This is a genomic window from Kitasatospora papulosa (assembly GCF_000717245.1).
Taxonomy (GTDB): Bacteria; Actinomycetota; Actinomycetes; order Streptomycetales; family Streptomycetaceae; genus Streptomyces; species Streptomyces papulosus.
The window spans coordinates 78,132-102,381 of sequence record NZ_JNYQ01000004.1; the positions used below are offsets into that span (position 1 = coordinate 78,132).

Below are 24,250 nucleotides of genomic sequence, written 5' to 3' on the forward strand. Positions count from 1 at the left end.
CTCTCAGTCGTCTTCGTTGTCGCCGAAGTCGGGGCGGACGCCGCGCGCTGCCATGACCTCGTCGTTGGAGGTGCCGGCGGCGACCATCGGCCACACCATGGCGTCCTCGTGGACGATGAAGTCGATGACGACCGGGCGGTCGTTGATCGCGTTGGCCTCGGCGATGACCTTGTCCAGGTCGGCCGGGTCCTCGCAGCGGATCGCGTGGCAGCCCATGGCCTCGGACAGCTTGACGAAGTCCGGGACGCGCGTGCCCTTGGCCGCGTTGCCGTCCGCGTCCGGGCCCGCGTGCAGCACGGTGTTGGAGTAACGCTGGTTGTAGAACAGGGTCTGCCACTGGCGGACCATCCCGAGGGCGCCGTTGTTGATGACGGCGACCTTGATCGGGATGTTGTTGAGCGCGCAGGTGGTGAGTTCCTGGTTGGTCATCTGGAAGCAGCCGTCGCCGTCGATCGCCCAGACCGCGCGCTCCGGCATGCCCGCCTTCGCGCCCATGGCGGCCGGGACCGCGTAGCCCATGGTCCCGGCGCCGCCGGAGTTGAGCCAGGTGGCGGGCTGCTCGTACTGGATGAAGTGCGAGGCCCACATCTGGTGCTGGCCGACACCCGCCGCGAAGATCGTTCCCTCGGGGGCGAGTTCGCCGATGCGCTGGATGACCTGCTGCGGCGAGAGGCTGCCGTCCTCCGGCAGGTCGTAACCGAGCGGATAGGTCTCGCGCCAGCGGTTGAGGTCCTTCCACCAGGACGCGTACCCGGTCCGGGCGGCCTCGCCGATGGTGCCCTCGGTGTGCTCGGCCTGGACCGCCTGCACGAGGTCGGCGATGACCTCACGGGCGTCACCGACGATCGGGACGTCGGCGGCGCGGTTCTTGCCGATCTCGGCCGGGTCGATGTCCGCGTGGACGATCTTGGCGTACGGGGCGAAGCTGTCCAGCTTGCCGGTGACGCGGTCGTCGAACCTGGCTCCGAGCGCGACGATCAGGTCGGCCTTCTGCAGCGCGGTGACGGCGGTGACCGAACCGTGCATGCCGGGCATTCCCACGTGCAGCGGGTGGCTGTCGGGGAAGGAGCCGAGCGCCATCAGGGTGGTGGTGACGGGCGCTCCGGTGAGCTCTGCCAGGACCTTCAGCTCGGCGGTGGCGCCGGCCTTCATGACACCGCCGCCGACGTAGAGCACGGGGCGCCTGGACTGCGCGATGAGCTTGGCCGCCTCGCGGATCTGCTTGGCGTGCGGCTTGGTGACCGGGCGGTAGCCGGGCAGGTCCATCGTCGGCGGCCAGCTGAAGGTGGTCGTCGACTGCAGAGCGTCCTTGGCGATGTCGACGAGGACCGGACCCGGGCGGCCGGTGGAGGCGATGTGGAAGGCCTCGGCGACCGTGTGCGCGATGTCCTCGGCGCGGGTGACCAGGAAGTTGTGCTTCGTGATCGGCATCGTGATGCCGCAGATGTCGGCTTCCTGGAAGGCGTCCGTGCCGATGGCCGCGGAGGCCACCTGCCCGGTGATCGCGACCAGCGGCACGGAGTCCATGGCCGCGTCCGCGATCGGGGTGACCAGGTTGGTCGCACCGGGCCCCGAGGTGACCATGCAGACACCGACCTTGCCGGTGGCCTGCGCGTAACCGGTGGCCGCGTGACCGGCGCCCTGCTCGTGGCGGACCAGGATGTGCCGGACCCGGGTGGAGTCCATCAGCGGGTCGTACGCCGGAAGGATGCAGCCGCCGGGGAGCCCGAATACGGTGTCGGCGCCGACTTCCTCGAGAGAACGGATGAGGGACTGCGCGCCCGTGAGGTGCTCAACGGTGGCGGAGGACGGTCCGCCGTTACGGGCCCGCGGCTGCGGGTGCTGGGCCCCGGTGGCCTGCTCGGTCATCGGCATTCTCTTCTCGAAGCTGAGGGTTTATGCGGTGTTTTCGTGATGTTCTGCAAGGTCCCGGTGCAACAAAAAACCCCTCGTGCCGTAAGGCAAGCGAGGGGAGCGCGCCGGTGCGGTCTGCGGGGTGTCCATGAGTGACCCTGCTTCAGCCGACGCGCTTTCCAAGTACGAGAATTCGGGTGCGCATGGCATTGACCCTCTCTCCGGCACGCACACGGTGTCAAGTGGGTGGGACGGGCGTCTCATCATGTGAGCGGCCCTGGAGCGGGATCACGCCACCCACGAGCACCGGCTGAGCGGCCGCGACGAGGCCCGGGACGGGGTACTTTCCCCTGATCAGGGTGCGCCGCAGCCGGTACTCGTCCAGGGGGCCGGCGAAGGCCATCCCCTGGCCGTGGGTGCACCCCATGGCGCGCAGGGCGCGCACCTGTTCGGGTACGTCCACCCCGTCCGCCACGGACTGCATGCCGAGATCACCCGCGATGCGCAGCAGCCCGCTGGTGATCTTGTGCAGCCTCGCCGACTCGACGACGCCCTCCACCAGGCACCGGTCCAGCTTGAGGACGTCGATGGGGAGCCGGCGCAGGGCGTTGACCGCGGCGTATCCGCTGCCGAATCCGTCGAGTGCGATCCGGACCCCGAGGCGGCGGAGCGCGACCAGGCGCTGCTCCAGCTCGTCGAAGGAGATCCGGGGGTCGTTGTCGCCCACTTCGATCATCAGGGCGCCGGAGGGCAGCCCGTGCCGCGTCAGGAGCGCCTCGACGGAGCCCGGTGGCAGGGCGCGGTCCAGGAGCCTGGCGGCCGACACGCGTACGGAGACGGAGACCGGATGCCCGGCCCGGTACCGGTCGGCGGCCTGTTCGACGGCCTCCTCCAGCAGCCAGGTGCCGAGCGCGGCCGCGCGTTCGCTGTCCTCGGAGACCCGGAGGAATTCGGCGGGGGTGAAGAGGATGCCCTGCGCCGAGCGCCAGCGGGCCTGCGCGGCGACGGCGGCGACCGTACCGCTGGCCAGGTGGACGACGGGCTGGTGCAGCAGGGCGAATTCGCCGTCGCGCAGCGCCGTGCGCAGCCGCGCGGCGAGCTCGGACCGGCGCACGACGTCGGCCTGCATCTGGGGGGCGTACAGCTCGACGCGGCCCTTGCCGTTCGCCTTCGCCCGGTACATGGCGAGGTCGGCGTTGCGCATGAGGTCCTTGGGCGTGATGGAGGGCTCCGCGAAGGCGACCCCGATGGACGCGGCCACCCGGACCTCACCGGTGCCGATCCGGTACGGCTGGGACAGCCTGAGGCGCAGCCGGTCGGCGATCTCGTGGACCTGGTACTCCCTGGCCGCCTGGTCGCGCGTGCCGTCGCCGACGATCAGCGCGGCGAACTCGTCGCCGCCGAGGCGTGCCGCGGTGTCCGAGGCGCGCACGGACTCCTGGAGGCGGCGTGCCGCCTGGACGAGGAGTTCGTCGCCCGCCTGGTGGCCCACGGAGTCGTTGACCGCCTTGAAACCGTCGAGGTCGATGAAGAGGACAGCGGTCCCGGGGTCCCCGGCCCTGCGCCCCCCGAGGGCCTGTCCGACCCGGGTGGTGAAGAGGGCGCGGTTGGGCAGGTCGGTGAGCGGGTCGTGTTCGGCGTTGTGCTGGAGCTGCGCCTGCAGCCGGACCCGCTCGGTCACGTCGCGGCTGTTGAGCAGCAGGCCGCCCTGGTGGCGGTTGACGGTGGACTCGACGTGGAGCCAGTCGCCCGTGCCCGATCCGAAGCGGCACTCGATCCGGGTGGTGGGCTCCTCGCGGGCCGGCGCGGCGAGGAAGCGCCGCAGCTCGTGGACGACTCCCCCGAGGTCGTCGGGGTGGATCAGCGACGACAGCGCGGTGCCGACGAGGTCCTCGGCGTCGCGCCCGTAGACCCCGGCGGCCGCGGGGCTCACGTAGCGGAGCACCCCGCTCGGCTCGGCGATCATGATGACGTCGCTGGAGCCCTGGACCAGGGAGCGGAAGTGGCTCTCCTTCTCGGCCAGTTCCTGGTTGAGCGCGATGTTGTCGAGAAGCATGATCGCCTGCCGGAGGACCAGGGCGAGCACCACCGCGCAGCCGGTGAGCACCACCACCCGGTCGACCCTCCGGCCCTCCACGACGTTGTACAGGATGCCGAGGGTGCAGACCGCCGCGGCCAGGTAGGGCGTGAGGGCGGCGAGGGACCCGGCGATCGGGCGGCTCACGGCGCGCGGCTCGGGGCCGGGGGCCTCGACAGCGTTGTCCTGGCCGCGACGGGCGCCCCAGGGCGCGTAGGCGAGCAGCAGGGACCCGGCGAACCAGCCGGCGTCCAGCAACTGGCCCGAGTGGTACGACGAGCGCAGCAGCGGGGCGGTGAACAGGGCGTCGCACAGCACGGTCAGGGCGAGGCCGGCGATCGCGGTGTTCACCGCAGACCTGTTGATGCTGACCCGCCGGAAGTGCAGCGCGAGGACCATGGAGACGAGGACGATGTCGAGCAGCGGGTAGGCCAGCGAGAGGGCGGCCCTGGCCACGCTCTCGCCTCCGGCGTTCGCGATCCGGGCGGTGTGGGCGAGGGCGAGGCTCCAGGAGAGCGTCAGCAGGGAGCCGCCGATCAGCCAGGCGTCCAGCACCAGACAGACCCAGCCCGCCCGCGTCACGGGCCGTTTGGCCAGGACCAGCAGCCCGACGATGGCGGGCGGAGCGAAGCAGAGGAAGAAGAGGTCCGCGAGGGAGGGGGAGGGCACCTCACGACCCAGCACCACCTCGTACCACCCCCAGACCGCGTTGCCTCCGGCGGCCATGGCCGAGGAGAGCGAGAAGAGGAGCCAGGCGGGCCGGAGGCGTCCGCCGCCGACGCGGGCGTAGAGGAAGCAGGAGACCGCGGCGACCAGGGCGGCGACGCTGAGGCCGAAGTCCCCCATGAACAGCGCGACTCCGGGCGATCCCCAGCCGACGGCGGCACCCACGGCGTATCCGGCGCATACGGCGGCCAGGACGATCTGGGCGCGCAGCCCTGCGTTCCGTCCGGCCGCGGGGTGCCGGGAGAGCAGGGCCCCGAGGGCGCTCACCGGAGAGCCCCTCGGGCCGGGCCCGGCGCCCTCGCGGCCGTCGGCCTCTCCCGCCCGTCCCGCCATGTCGGTTCGTCTCTCCACCGGCCGAACATCGCCCATCGCCCCCTCGCGATCCGCTTCCTCCCCGGCGCCGCCCCTTCCACGGCGCTGCCCTCTTGCGGACGATACACCAGAGTCGTCACTCAGGGACATAGTCTCTCTACTCTCCGTGACGACCTGGGGTGTTGGCGGGACGCGGAGCGGTCGGACCGCTGCGGAGCGTGTTCAGCCGGTCGTGAGGACGAGGTTGCCGACCGGCTCCCCCTTCGCGAACCGGGTGAGCTGTCCGGCCAGCAGCCGCTTGGCCCGGGGCAGGAACGCCGAGGTGCTGCCGCCCACATGGGGGGTGATGAGTGTGTGGGGAGCATGCCAGAGAGGATGGCCGGCGGGCAGGGGTTCGGGGTCGGTCACGTCGAGTGCGGCACGCAGCCGCCCGGACTCGAGTTCGGACAGCAGGGCGTCGGTGTCGACGACGGCGCCGCGCGCGACGTTCACGAGCAGTGCGCCGTCCCGCATCGCGGCGAGGAAGCGGGGGCCCACCAGCCCTTGTGTGGAGGGGTTCAGCGGTGTGGACAGGATGACGACGTCGGCGTCGGGGAGCAGCGCCGGAAGCTCCTCGATCGCGTGTACGGGACCGCGTGCGGTCGTCCGTGCGGAGCGCGCGACGCGCATCACCCGCGCGCACTCGAAGGGTTCGAGCCGGTCCTCGATGGCCGCGCCGATCGAGCCGTACCCCACCACGAGCACGGACTTGTCGGCGAGCGCCGGGTAGAAGCCGGACCTCCACTCCTCCTTGTCCTGGCCGTGCGTGAAGCCCGGGAACCCGCGGAGCGAGGCGAGGACGAGCGCGAGCGCGAGCTCGGCCGTCGATGCCTCGTGCACGCCCTTGGCGTTGCACAGCCGGACTCCCGCGGGCAGTAGACCGAGCCCCGGCTCGACGTGGTCTATGCCCGCCGAGAGGGTCTGGACGACCTGGACCGCGTTCATCCCGCCGAGGGGGCGGACCGCGACCTCCGGGCCCTTCATGTAAGGGACGACGTAGAACGCGCAGTCGGCGGGATCCGCCGGGTAGTCCCGGCCACCGTCCCAGAACCGGTAGTTGAGACCCTCGGGGAGACCGTCGATCTCCTCGGCGGCGAAGGGCAGCCATACGTCGGTGGCGGTTGCAGAAGTCATGGTCACGAGGCTATGCGAAGGCCGCGCGACCGCAGAGGTTACTTTGGGGTGCTGGTGGGCCCCGTGATCACGGGACCGAGGGAGGGTTCGGGGAGTTGGAGCGCAGGACTATCGGTGCGACGGCGCTCGCCGTGGGCGCGGTCGGGCTGGGCTGTATGCCGATGAGCTGGGCCTACAGCACGTCGCAGCAGCGGGGTGACCGCTCCGTGCGGACCGTGCACGCCGCACTGGACGCGGGCGTCCAACTGCTCGACACCGCCGACATGTACGGGCCCTTCACCAACGAGCTGCTCATCGGCCGGGCGCTCAGGGGACGCCGGTCCGAGGCCTTCCTCGCCACGAAGTGCGGTCTGCTCGTGGGCGACCAGCACGTCGTGGCCAACGGCCGTCCCGGCTACGTGCGCCGGGCCTGCGACGCCTCGCTGCGCCGGCTCCAGACCGATGTGATCGATCTCTACCAGCTCCACCGGGCGGATCCCGAGGTACCGGTCGAGGAGACCTGGGGAGCGATGGCGGATCTGGTGACCGCCGGGAAGGTGCGGGCGCTGGGGCTGTCCGCGGTGGGGGCGAGGGCGGGCCGCGGGCCGGGGGCGCGGATGCACGACGGGACCATCCGGCAGCTGGAGCGGGTCCAGCAGGTCTTTCCCGTCAGCGCGGTCCAGGCGGAACTGTCCGTGTGGTCGCCCCAGGCGCTGGAGGACCTGCTGCCGTGGTGCTCGGCCCGCGGGGTGGGCGTGCTGGCGGCGATGCCGCTGGGCAGCGGTTACCTCACGGGCACGCTCACGCCCGGCCAGGGCTTCGAACCGGATGACGCGCGGGCCAGGCACCCCCGCTTCACCGCGGAGATGATGGCGGCCAACCAGCCCGTGGTGGCGGGGCTGCGCAGGATCGCGGAGCGGCACGGCGCCACGCCCGCGCAGGTCGCTCTGGCCTGGGTCCTGGGGCAGGGCCCCTACGTGGTGCCCGTGCCCGGTGCGAAGCAGGAGCGGTGGGCCGTGGAGAACGCGGGAGCTGCGGGGCTGGTCCTCACCGAGGGGGACCTGGACGAGATAGCCGGGCTGCCGCGGGCCCGCGGGTCGTGGGACTGACCCCGTGGCGTGAGAATTGGCGGAGACCGGGAACCCATGACGGGGCGGCGGTGTAAGAACAGTAGTCGTGCGACCGTCGAAAGGATCGGTGCTGTGCAAACTCCCGTGCTGCGCAACGGGGTGGTGGCCCTGCTCGCCTCGGCCTCCCTCCTGCTGTCCGCCTGCTCGTCCGGCGACGGCCCGGCGGCCGGTGAGGAGGCACCCTCCCCACGGTCGAGCCCCGCGTCCGCCCCGGCCTCGGCGAGCCCGTCGGCGGACCTCCCTCCGGCCGAGGGCTCGGTCGCGGTCGTGAAGACGCTCACGGACGGACTCGCGTCGCCGTGGGGCGTCGCCGCGCTGCCCGGGGGCGACCTGCTGGTCGGCTCGCGTGACGAGGCGACGATCACCCGCATCGACGCGGAGAGCGGCGGGAAGACGCTTCTGGGCTCGGTACCGGGGGTCGCACCGGCCGGCGAGGGCGGCCTGCTCGGTCTCGCTGTCGCCCCGACGTTCGGCGCGGACCATCTCGTCTACGCCTACTTCACCACCGAGTCGGACAACCGCATCGCCCGCCTCCAGTACGACGAGAAGAAGCCCCCCGGTCAGCAGCTGGGGGCCCCGGACACCATTCTGCGGGGCATCCCCAAGGGCTCCATCCACAACGGCGGACGGATCGCGTTCGGGCCCGACCGGATGCTGTACGCGGGCACGGGAGAGACGGGGGACACGGGTCTCGCCCAGGACAAGGCCTCCCCCGCGGGCAAGATCCTGCGGATGACGCCCGACGGCGAGCCCGTGCACGGCAATCCCGAGGGTGACTCGCTGGTGTACTCCTACGGTCACCGCAATGTGCAGGGGCTGGCGTGGGACAGCGGCAAGCGGCTCTGGGCATCCGAGTTCGGCCAGAACACCTGGGACGAGCTGAACCTGATCGAGCCGGGCAAGAACTACGGCTGGCCAGATGTCGAAGGCAAGGAAGGGGCGTCCGGGTTCGTCGATCCGGTGGCCCAGTGGAAGACCTCGGAGGCCTCGCCGAGCGGCATCGCGTACGCCGAGGGGTCGATCTGGATGGCGGGGCTGCGGGGTGAGCGGCTATGGCGGATCCCTCTGTCGGGCAAGGCCGACGAACCGCTGGCCCGTCCCCAGGCCTTCCTGGAGGGGAAGTACGGCCGGCTGCGCACGGTGCTCGCCGCGGGCGGCGACAAGCTCTGGCTGGTCACGAGCAACACGGACGGCCGTGGCACGGCGAAGCCGGGCGACGACCGGATCCTGCTCCTGAAGGTGAGGTAGCGGGGCAGGCCGGACACCTGTCGGTCCGGTGCGGCGCGGTGGTGGGGGCCGGCGGGCCGGTGCCGGTCTCACCCCACCGTGTACAGCCGGAACCGGTGTGCCAGGGCGGCGGCCTCCCCGCGGCTGGAGACGTTCAGCTTGGCCAGGATGTTGGACACGTGCACGCTGGCGGTCTTGGGCGAGATGTACAGCTCCTCCGCGATACGGCGGTTGGTGTATCCCGCCGCGACCAGCCGGTGCACCTCCTGCTCCCGCGAGGTCAGCCCGAAGGACTCGATCGCGTCCACCGCGGGGACGGGCTCGGCGGGCCGGGCGGGCTCGTCCCCGAGGGTGCCGTCCTGTCCGGCGAGCGCGATGCGGCCCCGGCCGGCCAGCAGCTCGATGTTCTCGACGAGCGGCACCGCGCCGAGTCGCAGCGCGACCGCGTGGGCTTCGCGCAGAAGCTCTGCCGCCGGCGTCCGGTCGCCGGTGGCGGCGAGGGTCGCCTCCGCCCACCGGAAGCGGACCTGAGCCAGCTCGTAGGGGCGCTGGAGCGTGGCGAAGGCCTCGGCGGCCCTGCGCCAGTGGTCGGGGGTCTCCGCCCCTTCCGCTCGGGCGAGTTCCGCCTCGATCAGCACGCCGTAGGCGGCCCAGACGGGTACCAGTGCCGGCAGCCGCCTCAGATGGCCCCGGATCCGTTCGAGGATCGCCGGCCGTCCGGGATCGGTGGCGGGCAGCCCGCGTGCGTCGGCCTCGATCGCGGCCGCTGCCCGCAGCAGCGGCAGGGCGTACCGCTGGGTGCCCGGCGGCAGGCCGGTGTCGGACTGCGCCTCGAAGGCGGCCCGCGCCTCGGGGAGCCTGCCCTGGTGGGCGGCGAGGGTCATGGCGTGCCGGACGGGGCAGATCAGGTGTTGCGGCTGCGGGTCGTGAAGCCCGAGATGACGCCGGTTCAGGGCGAGTTGCTCCTCGGCCTCCTCGAAGTCACCACGGGCCAGGGCCAGATCGGCGCGACGGGCCGCCACGAGACCGTTCGACTTGCGGGAGCGGGCCAGCGGGGCGGCCGCGTCGGCCGCCGCCAGGCTCTCGTCCCAGTGCCCCAGGGAGTAGAGCGACTGGGCCAGGTTGGCCCGTACCCAGGCCTCGGACTCGGGGAGTCCGTGGCGGTGGCAGATCTCGATGCCGTGGCCGGCGGCCGCCACCGCCTCCAGGGACCGGCCGGTGGATTCGAGTGAGGACGGCAGGTTGATGGCGGCACGGCTCATGACGCCCACCAGGTGCAGCTCCTCGGCGCGGTCCCGGACGCCGTACATCTCGGCGAGGCCCGCCTCGACGTCGCCCGCGTCGATCGTGAGCCAGCCGCGGGTGAGCCGGGCGTGCAGCTCGATGGACTCCTCACCGACGAGCCGGGCGTACTCCACCGCCCGGTCGGCGGCCACCAGGGTCTCGGCTCCGGGCCGGTGCAGCGCGCCCCAGCTCGCGACGTTCGCCAGGACGTCGGCGTGCACGGCGGACGGCTGCAGCCCTCGCACCAGGTCTTCGGCGGTGGCGAGTTCCTGCCAGCCGTCACCGCGGGAGAGGCTCTGCATCATCAGGGAGCGCTGCACCCAGAACCACGCGGCGCGCAGCGGGTCCCCGTCGTCGTCCAGGAGACGCAGGGCCTTCTTCGCGAGGGTCAGGGCCCGTTCGCGGTCTCCACCGAAGCGCGCCGCGACCGTGGCCTCCGCCATCAGGTCGAGGTAGCGGAGCGGGTCCTCCGACGGCTCGCAGCCGCAGCCCGGGTAGGCCTCGGCGTGGTCCAGGGGCCGCAAGGTCGCGCGCACGGCGTCGGGTACGTCGTCCCAGAGCTCCATGGCCCGCTCCAGCAGCCGGAGTTGCTCGCTGTACGCGAAGCGGCTCCTGGCTTCCACCGCTGCCCGGAGCACGGCGGGCAGCGCCTTGCCCGCGTCGTGTGCGGCGTACCAGTAGCTGGCGAGGCGCGCGGCGCGCTCGTCGGTGCGGACGAGCGACGGGTCGCCTTCCAGCGCTTCCGCGTAACGGCGGTTGAGGCGCGTGCGTTCGCCGGGCAGCAGGTCGTCGCTGACGGCCTCGCGGACCAGGGAGTGCCGGAAGCGGTAGCCGTCGGTGTCGGGCGTGGGCAGCAGGAGGTTGGCGCCGACCGCCGCGCGCAGCGCCTCGTCGAGGTCGTCCTCGGTGAGGCCGGCGACGGCGGCGAGGAGCGGATGCTCGACCGTGGAGCCGCCCTCGGCGATGATCCGGGCGATCCGCTGCGCGTTCTCGGGCAGGGCCTCGACCCGTACCAGGAGCAGGTCGCGCAGGGAGTCGGAGAGCCCTGAGCTGTCACCGCAGCACTCGACGCTGCGGGCGAGTTCCTCGACGAAGAAGGCGTTGCCGTCGGAGCGGTCGAAGATGTCGTCGACCAGTTCCGCGTCGGGGACCATCGCGAGGATGCCGGTGAGCTGCCGGCCGACCTCCGCGCGGCTGAAGCGGTCGAGTTCGATGCGGCGCACCGTGCGGAGCCGGTCGAGTTCGGCGATGAGGGGGCGCAGGGGGTGGCGGCGGTGGACGTCGTCGGCGCGGTACGTGGCGACGACGACGAGGCGGCCGTTGCGCAGGGTGCGGAAGAGATAGGTGAGCAGATGGCGTGTGGAGGCGTCCGCCCAGTGCAGGTCCTCCAGGACGAGGACGACCGTGCGGACCACCGAGATGCGTTCCAGCATGCGGGCGGCGAGTTCGAAGAGCCGGGCGGTGCCGTGCTCGTCGTTCGGGGTGCGGTCGGCCTCGCCCAGTTCGGGCAGCAGCCGGGCGAGTTCGCCCTCCTGCCCGGCCAGCGCCTCGGTCAGTTCGTCGGGCAGCGCGCGGCGCAGGGCTCGCAACGCCGTCGCGAACGGGGCGTACGGCAGGCCGTCCGCCCCGATCTCCACGCATCCGCCGACGGCCACGACCGCCTCGCGGCGACAGGCCGCCGCGAGGAACTCCTCGACCAGACGCGTCTTGCCGACACCCGCTTCGCCGCCGACGAGCAGGGCCTGCGGCTCTCCGGCGGCGGCGCGGGCGAGTGCGTCGGTGAGCGCGGCGAGCTCGCCGGCCCTGCCGACGAAGACGGGGCTGACGGTGTTGGTCTGCACGTCGCCGAGCATCGCATACACGTGCGACGGCCTGGCTACCGATTTACGCCCGCCGTCCGTCGTCACGCGGCACGGACGAACCAGCTCCGGTTCTTCCCCACCCGCCCTTCGGCGTCGTGGCGTTGTGCGCGGCGGGCGGCACGGAGGGCGAGCGCCGCCCGGCGTGCGGTGCGCTGCTGCTCGCCCGTGCGGAGGAGCTCGGCGACGTTGAGCTGGTGCAGTTCGTACGCGTACATGGTCTTCTCCCTGGTGCGGAACGAGAGTGGGGACACGGCTTCCTGCCGTGTCCCCACTCTCGTCCGCCCGGGGGTGCCGCCGCATCGGGCGAGTGCCCCATCTCCGCGGGCCGCGTGCCTTAGTCCCCTGCGCCGGATGCCTTAGCCGGCCGAGCCGGGTGTCTCAGCCCCCGGCGGCGGACGGCAGGGCGACGAAGAGGTCGAAGAACATGCCTACGGAGATCAGCAGGCCGAGCACACCCAGCGAGACGCCGGCCACCGCGACCGAGCGGACCCAGCCGGACTGCGGGAGCGGGGAGGGCGGACCGAAGGCGGGCCGGACCAGGACGAAGACCCCGACGAGCAGCGCGAGCAGCGCGAAGATCCCGTTGACCAGTGCGGTGCTGTGCCAGGCGTCGCCGTAGATCTCTGAGATCTGCTGGGCGGCACTGCCACCGCCGGAGGTCTTGATCTGGCCCATCAGGGTCTCGCGTTCGGCGGCCACACGGCCGGTCCACGCGCCCGAGAGCGAGACGATGCCGAGTCCGGCGGCCACCACGGCCGCCGCGCCGGTACCGACTCCGGTGGCCGCGGCGGTCCCGGCGTCGGCATAGGGGTCGGGCGTCAGATCGACCTCCAGGCCGTCCTCCGCGGCCGCGTCCGTCGCGTCCACGTCCATGGCCGTCACGTCGGCCGCGGTCACGCCCGGTGCGACGCCGGCCGGAGGGGCGTCCTCCGGTGAGCCCGCCTGCTTCGTCACGCTCGGGGCGGTGGTCGCCTCCGGAGCGGTGGCGGTACCGTTCGCCGCCTTCTTCTCCTCGGTGTCGTCGGTGGTCGAAGTGGAAGGGGAGGTGTTCATGCGCCGCACGCTAGGGGTCCTCCATGAGAACCTCCTTAACACTGGCTCCCTCAGCCCCGTCCCTTACGCCAGTCGGGTGCGAGAACGGCCCAGATCTCCTCGTCGTGACGCTTCCCGCGGTACGGGTACGCCTCGCGGAGCACCCCTTCGCGGGTCATACCGAGCCGCTCGGCCACCGCGACGCTGCGTCTGTTGGCGGAGGAGGCGATCCATTCGACCCGGTGCATGCCCCGGACGTCGACGGCCCAGTCGATCAGTGTCCGGGACGCCCGGGTGACCAGGCCGCGGCCCTCCGCCGCGGCCTCCAGCCAGCAGCCGATCTCGCAGTTGCCGTTCCCCGCCTCGAACACGCGGAAGAGGACACCGCCGACCAGGGTGCCGTCCAGCCAGATGCCGTAGAGACGTCCGGTGTCGGCCGCCTGCTTGTCGGCGTACCGCTGGAGCAGCGCGCGTGCGGAGGCGAGGTCCGTGGCGGCCGCGGCGAACGGGATCCAGGGGTCGACCAGGGCCCGTGCCCGGTCCATGTGGGCCAGGAACTCCTCCGCCTGCCAGGGTTCGAGCGGACGGAGCTCCGCCCCGTCGTCCCCCAGTGACACCGTGAACACAGCGGCTCCCCTCGTTCTGCGTGCGGCTCAGCGCGCGCGTTGCGCGACGGGCCGGCCGGCCTCGCCGGTGCGCCCTTCCGGGATTTTCGCATGCGGTACGGGAAGGTCCGGCGGCTCGATGCTGATGCGTGGAAGCAGCCGGTCGAGCCGGGCGGGCAGCCACCAGTTCGCGCTCCCGAGCATGTGCATCAGGGCGGGCACCAGGAGGGTGCGCAGGACGAAGGCGTCGAGCGCGACGGCGGCGGCCAGCGCGATGCCGAACATCGCGATGACGCGGTCGCCGCTGAGGACGAAGGCCAGGAAGACCGAGATCATGATCACCGCGGCGGAGTTGATCACCCTGCCGGTCTCGGCCAGCCCGACCCGCACCGACCGGCGGTTGTCCCCGGTCTCGAGCCACTCCTCGTACATGCGGCCGACCAGGAAGACCTGGTAGTCCATCGACAGCCCGAAGAGCACCGAGACCATGATCACGGGGAGGAAGGGCTCGATGGGGCCGGCGCTGCCGAGTCCGAGCAGTTCGCTCCCCCACCCCCACTGGAAGACCGCGACGACGACACCGAAGGAGGCGGCCACAGCGGCCACGTTCATCACGGCGGCCTTGAGGGGCACGGCGAGGGACCGGAACGCCAGGAGCAGGAGCAGACAGCCGAGCCCGACGACCACCCCGACGAAGAGCGGGAGCTTGCCGACGATGATCTCCGCGAAGTCGTCGTAGCCGGCCGTCACCCCTCCCACGTGCATCCGGAGCGAGGTCGTGTCCCCGACGGGCGGCAGGACCTCGTCCCGCAGCCGGTCGACGAGTTCGCTGGTCCGCTGGGACTGCGGCGATGTCTCGGGTACGACGGTGACGAACGCGGTGTCGCCGCTGCCGTTGAACGTGATCGGGCTCACCGAGGCGACTCCGTCGGTGCCGCGCAGCACGGCGGGCAGGCCGTCGAGGGCGAGCCGGTCGTCGGCTCCGTCGAGGTGCGCGGCAATGGTCAGCGGCCCGTTGACGCCGGGGCCGAACCCCTCGGCCAGCAGGTCGTAGGCCTGCCGGGTGGTGGCCGAGGCGGGGTTGTTGCCCTGGTCGGAGGTGCCCAGGTGCAGGAAAAGGGTGGGCACCGCGAGTACCGCCATGACCACGGTGGCCACGGCTCCCAGCAGCCGGGGCCGCCGCTCGACGAAGGCCGACCACCGGGCGGCGAAACCGGTGGCCCGCTCGCTCAGCGGGCCCTCCTCGGCCAGCCGCGCGCGCTCACGCCGGCTCAGGGCGCGCATGCCGATGAGCGAGAGCAGCGCGGGCAGCAGCGTCACGGAGGCCCCGACGGTCAGCACCACCGTGAGGGACGCGGCGATCGCCACGCCGTTGAGGAAGCCGAGCCGCAGGACCAGCATGCCGAGCAGCGCGACGCAGACGGTGGCTCCGGCGAACACGACGGCGCGGCCCGTCGTCGCGACGGCGTTCCGCGCCGCGTCGTGCACGGACAGTCCGCGCCGCAGCCCTCTGCGGTGCCGGGTGACGATGAAGAGGGCGTAGTCGATCCCGACGCCCAGACCGATGAGCATGCCGAGCATCGGCGCGAAGTCGGCGACGGTCATGACGTGGCCGAGCAGCACGGTGCCCGCGTAGGCCGTGCCGACGGAGACGAGAGCGGTGGCGATGGGCAGCAGGCTGGCCGCGAGCGAACCGAAGGCGAGGAAGAGGACGACCGCGGCGACGGCCACCCCCACGGCCTCGCTCAGATGGAGGGCGGGCGCTCCGGTCGCGACGGCGGTGCCGCCGAGCTCGACCTGGAGCCCCTCCCCCGCGGCCTTCTGCGCGGTGTCGGCGACCGCCCGTGCCTGCCCGGCCGGGATGTCACCCGCCCGGTGGTCGAAGGTCACCGTGGCGTAGGCGGTGCGTCCGTCGGCGCTGATCTGCCCCGGGGACGCCGCTCCGTAAGGGCCGGCGACGTCGCCGACCCCGGGCAGCGCGCCGATCGCGTGCAGCGTCCTGGTCATCGTCCGCTCGACGCCCCCGTCGCGGACGCTGGAGTCCGGGGTGTGCCAGACGACGGTGGCGGTGTCACCGCCGAGGTCCTCGAACCCCGCCTGCAGGAGCTCACCGGCGCGGCCCGACTCGGTGCCCGGCACCTCGTAGTCGTTGGAGTACGCCGGCCCCGCGAACCCCGCGGCCGTGGCCACGCCTCCGAGGGCGACCAGCCAGAGGAGGACTGCGGCGAGGCGGTGCCTGAGGCACCAGCGTGCGATGGCGGCCAACGGACGAGCTCCTGGGGTTCGTGGACCGGAGGGGGATATGCGGGGACATCCCACGAAGTCACCTGACCTGGGGACCTCACTCTGTCAGCCGATCCTGACCTTTTGCCGCTTTCGTGGGCATCGTCACACGGCTCGACTTCCGTCTCCCCCGCATGATCCGCCCCGCCACCGCCCGTCCCGCTACCGGCGCCCTCCCCCGTCGCCCTGCGTCCCCCGCCCCTCAGCCGGAGACGCTCGCCCTGCCGTTCTCGATGTGGCCCATCAGCCGGCGACGGAAGGATCCCGCCTCGTCCGCCGTCACCACGAGGTCGTACCAGCCGTGGGCGTCGGCCGCCGAGTGCACGACCGTGCGGCTGCGTCCCGGCTTGACCTTGACCGTCCGGCTCCAGTCCCGCAGGTCGTCCTCGTCGACGTATCCGAGGGGCCGCACGGTGAAGGTCACCGTGCGCCTGCCGGTGTTGCGCAGCGTGAGGTGCAGGTCCCGCTCGTGGGCGTCGATGCGGGAGGAGACCTCTGCGCCGCCGTCGGCCGCTCCTTCGAACTCCCGCCGGAAGCCGTTCGGGCCGGTGACCGTGAACCGGTACCCGTGACCCCTCAGGGGCACCGTCCACCGTGCCGCGCCCGTGACGTCCCGGTGCTGCGGGGCGGGGAACTCCTGGGCGTAGGGGTAGAGGACGAAGTGGGCCGAGGACCGGCCGGTGTTGCCGAGGTCCACCCGCAGTCCCCCGTCCACGAGCGTCGCCCGGGCGTCGGGCTGGTACGGCAGGGGCCGTGCCGGGCGGGTGCCCGGCTCCTGGACGGGCATGTGCTGGACGGCCGGCGGCCTGGGCTGCCAGCGGCCGCCGAACGGCGGTATCGCGGCCGGCGGTTCCGTCGCCGGCTGCCGCCGGGCGCGGGTGAAGTCGAAGGCGGAGGTGAGGTCACCGGTGACCTGGCGCCGCCAGGCGCCGATGTTGGGTTCCTCCACCCCCGTCCAGCGCTCCAGGAGACGGATCACGGAGGTGTGGTCGAAGACCTCGGAGCAGACGTATCCGCCGACCGACCAGGGGGAGACGACCAGCAGGGGCACCCGTACCCCCAGTCCGGTGGGCCGGCCCTCCCAGTGCTCCTCGGTCACCTCGGGAGGGGCGACCGGCGGCGGCACGTGGTCGAAGAAGCCGTCGTTCTCGTCGTAGTTGATGAGGACGACGGTGCGACGCCATACGTCGGGGTGCTTGCCGAGGGCGTCCAGGATCTTGTAGACGATCGTCGCGCTGTGCACCGGCGAGGAGACGCTCGGGTGCTCGGAGTCCACCGCGGAGGGAACCAGGTAGGAGACCTCGGGCAGGGTTCCGGCCGCCACGTCCCGGGCGAACTCGTCGGCCAGCGTGCCCGTCGGGACCCGGCGCAGCCCCCGCTCGAACAGGCTGCGCTCCGCAGGGGTCAGTGCGGCGACGCCCTCGTCGAGCAGGCCGAGCAGCCGCTCCCGCTCCTCCTCCCCGTCCGCGTCCCGCACGGTGGCGTAGAAGGACTCCATGTACGTGTGCCCGCCGGTCCTGACCAGCGCCTTGCGGGCGACGGCCTTGAAGGTGGCGAAGAACTCGATCTGGTTGTCGGTGAAGTTCTCCCACTCGGTGTAGGTCTTCCAGCTCCGCCCGGCCTTCTCCAGCCTCTCGGCGTACGTGCCCCAGTCGTATCCCGGGTGGGTGCCCTCGTCGTACGCGTCGTTGCCCACGGCCCGCCTGCCGTCGGCCTCGTCGCCCGTTCTGCCGCTCCACAGGTGGTTGCGGTTCGGGCTGGTGGAGCTGTGGATCGAGGAGTGGTAGGCGTCGCAGACCGTGAAGGTGTCGGCGAGTTCGTGGTGCAGCGGGATGTCGGCGCGGTCGTAGTACGCCATGGTCGCTGCGGTCTTCGCGGTGACCCAGCCGTCCATCCAGCCTTCGGACCAGGCCTTGGCGCCGCCGCTCCACGAGTGGTCGAGGGCGCCGATGTACTGGAGGTCCTTCTTCTGCGCTTCCGCCGCCTCGCGCACCGGGAACGGAAGCACGGTGGAACCCGCCGGTCCCGGCTGTTCGAAGACCGTCCTGCCCGAGGGGAGTTCGATCGCGTTCCGGTCGCCGAAGCCGCGCACTCCGCGCAGGGTCCCGAAGTAGTGATCGAAGGAACGGTTCTCCTGCATCAGGATCACCACGTGCTCGATGGCGTCCAGGCCCGCGCGACCGGGCCGGCCGGCCGCGGGTCCCGCGGCGATCGCCGCCTGGAGCGACGGTGGCAGGAACGATCCCGCCGCCGCGGCGCCGAGTGCGCCGCCCCCGAGGGCGAAGAGCCGCCGCCGTGACATGTCCGTCGTCAAGTGAGCCTCCCGGTTCCGTGTCTACGCCTGGGAAGCTAGTCACGCCGGGTGGCGACGGGAAGACGGCCGTACGGCCCGGCGGTGAACGTCCGAGAGGCCCCGCCCACGAGCCACGTCGCGGGGCGGGCGGTGACGGTGGCCGAGGGGCGGCAGGCGGCAGGCGGCAGAGAAAAGAAGGGTGGTGCTCCCGTGACGGGAGCACCACCCCTCGGGCGCGCCGGGTGTCAGCCCTCGACGCCGAGCTTCTCCAGGATCAGCTCACGCACACGGGCGGCGTCCGCCTGGCCGCGGGTGGCCTTCATGACCGCTCCCACGAGCGCTCCGGCCGCCGCGACCTTGCCGCCGCGGATCTTGTCCGCGATCGCCGCGTTGGCCGCGATCGCCTCGTCGACGGCGGTGCCCAGGGCACCCTCGTCGGAGACGACCTTCAGACCGCGCTTCTCGACGACGGTGTCCGGGTCCCCCTCGCCGGCGAGGACGCCCTCGAGGACCTGGCGGGCCAGCTTGTCGTTGAGATCGCCCGCGGCCACGAGTTCCGCCACCCGGGCGACCTGCGCCGGGGTGACCGGCAGCTCGTCCAGGCTGCGGCCCGTCTCGTTGGCGTTGCGGGCCAGCTCGCCCATCCACCACTTGCGGGCCTGGTCGGAGGGTGCGCCCGCGTCGGTCGTGGCGACGATCAGGTCGACCGCGCCCGCGTTGAGGATGGACTGCATGTCGTGCTCGTTGACACCCCACTCCTCCTTCAGCCGCTTGCGACGCAGCCGGGGCAGCTCGGGAAGCCCCTTGCGGAGCTCCTCGACCCAGTCGCGGGACGGGGCGACCGGCACCAGGTCCGGCTCGGGGAAGTAGCGGTAGTCCTCGGCGTTGTCCTTGATGCGGCCGGCCGTGGTGGAGCCGTCCTCCTCGTGGAAGTGCCGGGTCTCCTGCACGATCGTGCCGCCCGAGTTCAGCACCGCGGCGTGGCGCTGGATCTCGAAGCGGGCGGCGCGCTCGACGGAACGCAGCGAGTTCACGTTCTTCGTCTCGGAACGCGTACCGAACGTCTCGGTGCCGTTGGGGCGCAGCGACAGGTTCACGTCGCAGCGCATCTGGCCCATCTCCATACGGGCCTCCGAGACGCCGAGCGCCTTGATGAGCTCGCGGAGCTCGGCGACGTACGCCTTGGCGACCTCGGGGGCGCGTGCTCCGGCCCCCTCGATCGGCTTGGTGACGATCTCGATGAGCGGGATACCGGCGCGGTTGTAGTCGAGCAGCGAGTGGGAGGCGCCGTGGATGCGGCCCGTGGCACCGCCGACGTGCGTCGACTTGCCGGTGTCCTCCTCCATGTGCGCGCGCTCGATCTGCACGCGGAAGATCTCGCCGTCCTCCAGCTGGACGTCCAGATAGCCGTCGAAGGCGATCGGCTCGTCGTACTGGGAGGTCTGGAAGTTCTTCGGCATGTCCGGATAGAAGTAGTTCTTCCGGGCGAAGCGGCACCACTCGGCGATCTCGCAGTTCAGCGCGAGCCCGATCTTGATGGCGGACTCGACGCCGATCTCGTTGACGACCGGAAGCGCGCCCGGCAGTCCGAGGCAGACCGGGCAGGTCTGCGAGTTCGCGTCCTGCTTGAGCTCGGTGGAGCACCCGCAGAACATCTTGGTCCGGGTGCCGAGCTCCACATGGACCTCGAGGCCCATGACGGGGTCGTACGTCGCGAGGGCGTCCTCGTACGACTCCAGGTCGATGACAGTCACTGAAACTTTCCCTCTCAGCCCAGCAGGACGTCGTCGTCGCCGAGACGCTTGAGCTCGCGGTAGAGGATCGCGAGTCCGGTCACGATCGCGGCGGCGGATACGGCGGCGTCGATCAGCCGCAGGGTGTCGTTGTCCTGGCGGGCCATCTTCACCTGCTTGTAGACACTGAGCGCACCGAAGGCGGTGGTGCCCATGGACACGTATGCGCCGGTCTTGGACTTCTTGAAGTTCTTGGCCTTCTTTGCCATGGCACTCACAGTGACGGAGCCTCCTCGAGCAGCGGGTGCCCCCACCTTTCCACGAAGGCGGCCTCGACGGCGGCTCCGACCTTGTACAGCCGGTCGTCCTTCATGGCGGGGGCGATGATCTGCAGCCCGACCGGCAGCCCGTCCTCCGGGGCCAGGCCGCAGGGGAGCGACATGGCGGAGTTGCCGGCGAGGTTGGTCGGAATGGTGCACAGGTCCGCGAGGTACATCGCCATCGGGTCGTCGGCGCGCTCGCCGATCGGGAAGGCGGTGGTGGGCGTCGTCGGCGAGACGATCACGTCCACCTGCTCGAACGCCTTCTCGAAGTCCTGCGTGATGAGGGTGCGGACCTTCTGCGCCGAGCCGTAGTACGCGTCGTAGTAGCCGGAGCTGAGCGCGTACGTACCGAGGATGATGCGGCGCTTGACCTCGTCGCCGAAGCCGGCCTCGCGGGTGAGGGCGGTGACGTCCTCGGCGGAGCGCGTGCCGTCGTCGCCGACCCGGAGTCCGTAGCGCATGGCGTCGAAGCGTGCCAGGTTCGAGGAGCACTCGGACGGCGCGATCAGGTAGTACGCCGAGAGAGCGAGGTCGAAGGACGGACAGTCCAGCTCGACGACCGTGGCGCCGAGGGACTTCAGCAGTTCGACGGACTCCTCGAAGCGCTGGACGACACCGGCCTGGTAGCCCTCGCCAGAGAACTGCTTGACCACACCGACGCGCATGCCCTGCACGGAGCCGTTGCGCGCGGCCTCGACGACCGGCGGGACCGGTGCGTCGATGGACGTCGAGTCGAGCGGGTCGTGGCCGGCGATGACCTCGTGCAGCAGGGCCGCGTCCAGGACCGTGCGGGCACAGGGCCCGCCCTGGTCGAGGGAGGACGAGAAGGCGACCATGCCGTAGCGGGAGACGCCGCCGTAGGTGGGCTTGACGCCGACGGTGCCGGTGACGGCGGCGGGCTGGCGGATGGAGCCGCCGGTGTCCGTGCCGATGGCGAGCGGCGCCTCGAAGGAGGCCAGCGCGGCCGAGGAACCGCCGCCGGAGCCGCCCGGGATGCGGGTGAGGTCCCAGGGGTTCCCGGTCGGGCCGTACGCGCTGTTCTCGGTGGAGGACCCCATGGCGAACTCGTCCATGTTGGTCTTGCCGAGGATGACGACGTCGGCGGCCTTCAGCTTCTTGGTGAGGGTCGCGTCGTACGGCGGTACCCAGCCCTCGAGGATCTTCGAACCGACGGTGGTCGGCATGTCCTGCGTGGTGAAGATGTCCTTGAGCGCGAGCGGGACGCCGGCCAGCGGGCCGAGCTTCTCGCCCGCCTCACGCTTGGCGTCGACGGCGCGGGCCTGCGCGAGCGCGCCCTCGCGGTCGATGTGCAGGAAGGCGTGGACCTTCTCGTCGATGGCGTCGATCCGGGCCAGGTGGGCCTCGGTGACCTCGACGGCCGTCAGCTCGCCGGAGGCGATCCTCGCGGCGATCTCCGCCGCGGTGAGCTTGATGATGGTGCTGATGTCCGTCATGGCTGTTAGTCCTCCCCCAGGATCTGCGGCACCTTGAAACGCTGCTGCTCCTGGGCAGGGGCGCCGGAGAGCGCCTGCTCGGGGGTGAGCGACGGACGGACCTCGTCCGCCCGCATGACGTTGGTCAGCGGCAGCGGGTGGGAGGTCGGCGGTACGTCTTGGTCGGCGACCTCGGAGACGCGGGCGACCGCGCCGATGATGTCGTCGAGCTGACCGGCGAAGTGCTCGAGCTCTTCGCCCTTCAGCTCCAGACGCGCCAGCCGGGCGAGGTGGGCGACCTCCTCGCGCGTGATGCCAGGCATGCAGCGATCCTCAGGGTTTGGTGTGTGGTTTTGGCCCAATCCTATGGGGTCGGCGGACACCTCTGCGGCGGGCGGATCGAGCCCGGCCGTCGATTGAGGACAAAACGGCCGTCGAGGGCCGTCCTGCCCCTCACGGTCCCGGCCCGGCGGGGGCTCAGGCCGTGGCCGGGCCGGGGTTGAGCGCGTGCCCCGCGGACCTGGGCGCCGGCTCGGGTGGCGCCGCCTGCGCCGCCGCGGCCTCCAGCTCCGACGGCCTGCGCCAGCCGTGCTCGCCCCGCGCCCGCAGCCAGGCCGTCGTCTCCTGCGGCGGCATGGCCGCCGCGACGAGCCACCCCTGCACCGCGTCGCAGCGCAGGTCGCGCAGCCGCTCCCAGGTCTCGTCGTCCTCGACGCCCTCGGCGACGACGATCAGCCCGAGCGAGTGGGCCAGGTCGATGGTGCAGCGGACGATCTCGGCGTCCTCGTTGTCCACGGCCAGCCGCGCCACGAACGACCGGTCGATCTTGAGTTCGCTCACCGGCAGTTTGCGCAGATGTACGAGGGAGGAGTAGCCGGTACCGAAGTCGTCGAGGGACATCTTCACCCCGTGCCCGGTGAGTCCCGCCAGCGTGTCGGCGGCCCGCTGGGGGTCCTCCAGCAGGACGTGCTCGGTGATCTCCAGCTGGAGCGCGCCGGCCGGGACGCCGTGGCGGGCGAGCCGCGCGGCGACGCTGCCCGCGAACCCCGGGGTGTGGACGTCGCGCGGCGAGACGTTGACGGCGACGGGGACGAACAGGCCCTGCGCCCGCCACCGCGCCACCTGGGCGAGCGCGGTCTCCAGCACGTACTCGGTGAGGTGGGGCATCAGCCCGGAGGACTCGGCGATCGCGATGAACTCGTCCGGGGGGACCCGTCCGCGCTCCGGATGCACCCAGCGCACCAGCGCTTCGAGGCCGGCCACCTGCCCGTCGAAGCGGACCTTGGGCTGGTAGTGGAGTTCCACCTCGCGGGCGTCCAGGGCGCGGCGCAGATCGCCCAGCAGCCCGAGCCGGTCCGGGGTGTTGCTGTCGCGCTTGGACTCGTAGACCTCCACGCCCGTCCGGTCCCGCTTGGCCTGGTACATCGCCACGTCCGCCCGTCTGAGCAGGCCCTCGGCGTCCAGCGCGTGGTCGGGGTGGACGGCGACCCCCGCGCTGGCCTCCAGCACGAGGGTCAGTCCGTCGAGGTCGAGGGGGGAGGAGAGCTCGGCGACCAGATGGCGGGCGATGCGCTGGGCGCTGGTGATCGAGTCCGCGGTCGGCAGCAGCACGGCGAACTCGTCGCCCCCGAGCCGCGCGGCCTCCGCACCGCGCGGGAGGGCGAGCCGCAGCCTCTCCGCGATCTGGAGCAGGAGCCGGTCACCGGCGAGATGGCCGAGGGTGTCGTTCACCGCGCGGAACCGGTCGAGGTCGATGAGGACGAGGGCGGACCGCTCGCCCGTGGCACCGGCCTCCTCGAGCGCCGTCCAGGTCCTCTCCAGGAGCCACTGACGGTTGGGCAGGCCGGTGAGCGGGTCACGCAGTTGTTCCTCGGCACGCGCGCGGGCTATCCAGAGCGTGGAGTCCAGGGCGATCAGCGGGACGGCGAAGAGCGGCAGCAGCACCGGTGTGGCCGATGCGACCACGCAGATCAGCGGGGCGATGCCGAGCAGGGCGACCGCGACGAGTCCCTGGCGCAGCAGGGCCGTGCGGGCGATCGTCGGGAGCCCGCCGGTCTGCGACGCCCTGGCGTACCAGAGCAGGACGCGGGTGACGAGCAGGTACGTGCCGGCGGCGAGGAGCACTTCCGGTACGGCGGCGATGCCCCAGTGGAGCGGCAGCCAGGGCGACTCGACGGTCGGCACCTCGCCGAAGACGGCCAGGACGAGCGCCGCCGCCCCGATCCCGAGTATGTCCACGGCTCCGTGCAGCAGCCCCTGCGACCACCGGTGGCGCCTGGCCGTACCGACGAGCACCACGACGACGAGGCTGACCAGCCCGGCGGCCACCCAGCCGTAGAGCAGCAGGACGGCGAGGGTGAGGGCCGCGCCGGAACCGGTGCCGCCCCACCAGCGGTCGCGCCCCAGGGCGACGAGATGGCCCACGATGATGCCGGTGAGCACGGCGAGCGACCAGCCCGCGGTGCCGGACGGGAAGAGCGCGTGGCCGTCGTCGACCGTCCGGTAGAACCCGATCGCGAGCTGCAGCGCGGCGACCGCCACGACGGCGGCGCCCACGCCGGACGTGAGGCCCACGAAACCTTGCAGCCGCGACACCGGTGCGGCGCTCTCGGTCGGTTTCATTCCGTCCCTCTCACAGCCGGCGGTACCGATGTCCCACGGTGGCCCCCGCCCCCATGCCACCACGAACCGAATCCCACCACGCGGCCGGGCACGGCAGGTGCTCGTTCAACAGTAGGCCGACGAGGGCCCCCACGGGCAGCGCTCTGCGGGTCTTGCCCGAATGGGGCCCTGGTACCACCGACTGTCTGATATGCGCCGAACAGGTGGTGCCGGGGGACGGGACCGGGCCTCCCGGATCCCTGCCGCCCGCCTCGTCGGCATACTTCCCCCCTGGCCCATGACCACGCGACCGGCCAGGTCTC

Annotated in this window: 16 protein-coding genes; 2 read left to right on the forward strand and 14 right to left on the reverse strand. The window is 72.0% G+C overall.

The window, feature by feature from the left end; genetic code table 11:
* Positions 1-3: 3 nt before the first annotated feature.
* The 3 genes from IA22_RS0111615 to IA22_RS0111625 all read right to left on the reverse strand — a co-directional run bounded on the left by IA22_RS0111615 (position 4) and on the right by IA22_RS0111625 (position 6,142).
* Positions 4-1,875: an acetolactate synthase large subunit gene (locus IA22_RS0111615; RefSeq protein ID WP_014153921.1), complete on the reverse strand. Its 1,872-nt coding sequence runs from the start codon at positions 1,873-1,875 to the stop codon at positions 4-6.
* Positions 1,876-2,092: 217 nt separating this feature from the next.
* The gene (locus IA22_RS0111620) at positions 2,093-4,924 is read right to left on the reverse strand and encodes an EAL domain-containing protein (protein WP_030123566.1); all 2,832 of its coding nucleotides are present in this window, start codon (positions 4,922-4,924) and stop codon (positions 2,093-2,095) included.
* A 267-nt stretch (positions 4,925-5,191) separates the two neighbouring features.
* Positions 5,192-6,142 carry a 2-hydroxyacid dehydrogenase gene (locus IA22_RS0111625; protein WP_030123567.1) on the reverse strand — a complete coding sequence of 317 codons (951 nt, stop codon included), beginning with the start codon at positions 6,140-6,142 and terminating at the stop codon, positions 5,192-5,194.
* A gap of 95 nt (positions 6,143-6,237) precedes the next feature.
* Between IA22_RS0111625 and IA22_RS0111630 the strand changes: the two genes are divergently transcribed.
* Together IA22_RS0111630 and IA22_RS0111635 are read left to right on the forward strand one after the other, a co-directional pair.
* On the forward strand, positions 6,238-7,230 hold the full coding sequence (locus IA22_RS0111630) for an aldo/keto reductase (RefSeq protein ID WP_014153924.1): 993 nt from the start codon (positions 6,238-6,240) through the stop codon (positions 7,228-7,230).
* Between the two features lie 93 nt (positions 7,231-7,323).
* Positions 7,324-8,499 carry a PQQ-dependent sugar dehydrogenase gene (locus tag IA22_RS0111635; protein WP_030123569.1) on the forward strand — a complete coding sequence of 392 codons (1,176 nt, stop codon included), beginning with the start codon at positions 7,324-7,326 and terminating at the stop codon, positions 8,497-8,499.
* A 68-nt stretch (positions 8,500-8,567) separates the two neighbouring features.
* On the opposite strand, the gene IA22_RS0111640 is transcribed toward IA22_RS0111635, so the two are convergent.
* From IA22_RS0111640 to IA22_RS0111690, 11 genes are all read right to left on the reverse strand, one after another.
* On the reverse strand, positions 8,568-11,615 hold the full coding sequence (locus IA22_RS0111640; protein ID WP_030123570.1) for a helix-turn-helix transcriptional regulator: 3,048 nt from the start codon (positions 11,613-11,615) through the stop codon (positions 8,568-8,570).
* A gap of 50 nt (positions 11,616-11,665) precedes the next feature.
* Complete coding sequence (locus tag IA22_RS34060; protein ID WP_037814932.1) at positions 11,666-11,875, reverse strand: hypothetical protein; 210 nt, start codon at positions 11,873-11,875, stop codon at positions 11,666-11,668.
* A gap of 127 nt (positions 11,876-12,002) precedes the next feature.
* Positions 12,003-12,677, reverse strand: a complete 675-nt coding sequence (locus IA22_RS0111650; protein WP_202435557.1) for a hypothetical protein — start codon at positions 12,675-12,677, stop codon at positions 12,003-12,005.
* Positions 12,678-12,727: 50 nt separating this feature from the next.
* On the reverse strand, positions 12,728-13,282 hold the full coding sequence (locus tag IA22_RS0111655; protein ID WP_014153929.1) for a GNAT family N-acetyltransferase: 555 nt from the start codon (positions 13,280-13,282) through the stop codon (positions 12,728-12,730).
* Between the two features lie 27 nt (positions 13,283-13,309).
* Positions 13,310-15,526, reverse strand: a complete 2,217-nt coding sequence (locus IA22_RS0111660; protein WP_014153930.1) for an MMPL family transporter — start codon at positions 15,524-15,526, stop codon at positions 13,310-13,312.
* Between the two features lie 220 nt (positions 15,527-15,746).
* A complete protein-coding gene (locus IA22_RS0111665) occupies positions 15,747-17,858 on the reverse strand; it encodes a phosphocholine-specific phospholipase C (protein WP_030123572.1) in 2,112 nt (703 codons plus the stop codon).
* Between the two features lie 224 nt (positions 17,859-18,082).
* On the reverse strand, positions 18,083-19,591 hold the full coding sequence (gene gatB / locus IA22_RS0111670; protein ID WP_014153932.1) for an Asp-tRNA(Asn)/Glu-tRNA(Gln) amidotransferase subunit GatB: 1,509 nt from the start codon (positions 19,589-19,591) through the stop codon (positions 18,083-18,085).
* A 14-nt stretch (positions 19,592-19,605) separates the two neighbouring features.
* Positions 19,606-19,839 carry a hypothetical protein gene (locus IA22_RS0111675; protein WP_030123573.1) on the reverse strand — a complete coding sequence of 78 codons (234 nt, stop codon included), beginning with the start codon at positions 19,837-19,839 and terminating at the stop codon, positions 19,606-19,608.
* Between the two features lie 5 nt (positions 19,840-19,844).
* Positions 19,845-21,347, reverse strand: coding sequence for an Asp-tRNA(Asn)/Glu-tRNA(Gln) amidotransferase subunit GatA (gene gatA, locus IA22_RS0111680; protein WP_015578828.1), 1,503 nt, complete (start codon positions 21,345-21,347; stop codon positions 19,845-19,847).
* Between the two features lie 5 nt (positions 21,348-21,352).
* Positions 21,353-21,649, reverse strand: coding sequence for an Asp-tRNA(Asn)/Glu-tRNA(Gln) amidotransferase subunit GatC (gene gatC, locus IA22_RS0111685; RefSeq protein ID WP_014153935.1), 297 nt, complete (start codon positions 21,647-21,649; stop codon positions 21,353-21,355).
* Positions 21,650-21,803: 154 nt separating this feature from the next.
* Positions 21,804-23,948 carry a putative bifunctional diguanylate cyclase/phosphodiesterase gene (locus IA22_RS0111690; RefSeq protein WP_030123574.1) on the reverse strand — a complete coding sequence of 715 codons (2,145 nt, stop codon included), beginning with the start codon at positions 23,946-23,948 and terminating at the stop codon, positions 21,804-21,806.
* Positions 23,949-24,250: the final 302 nt, after the last annotated feature.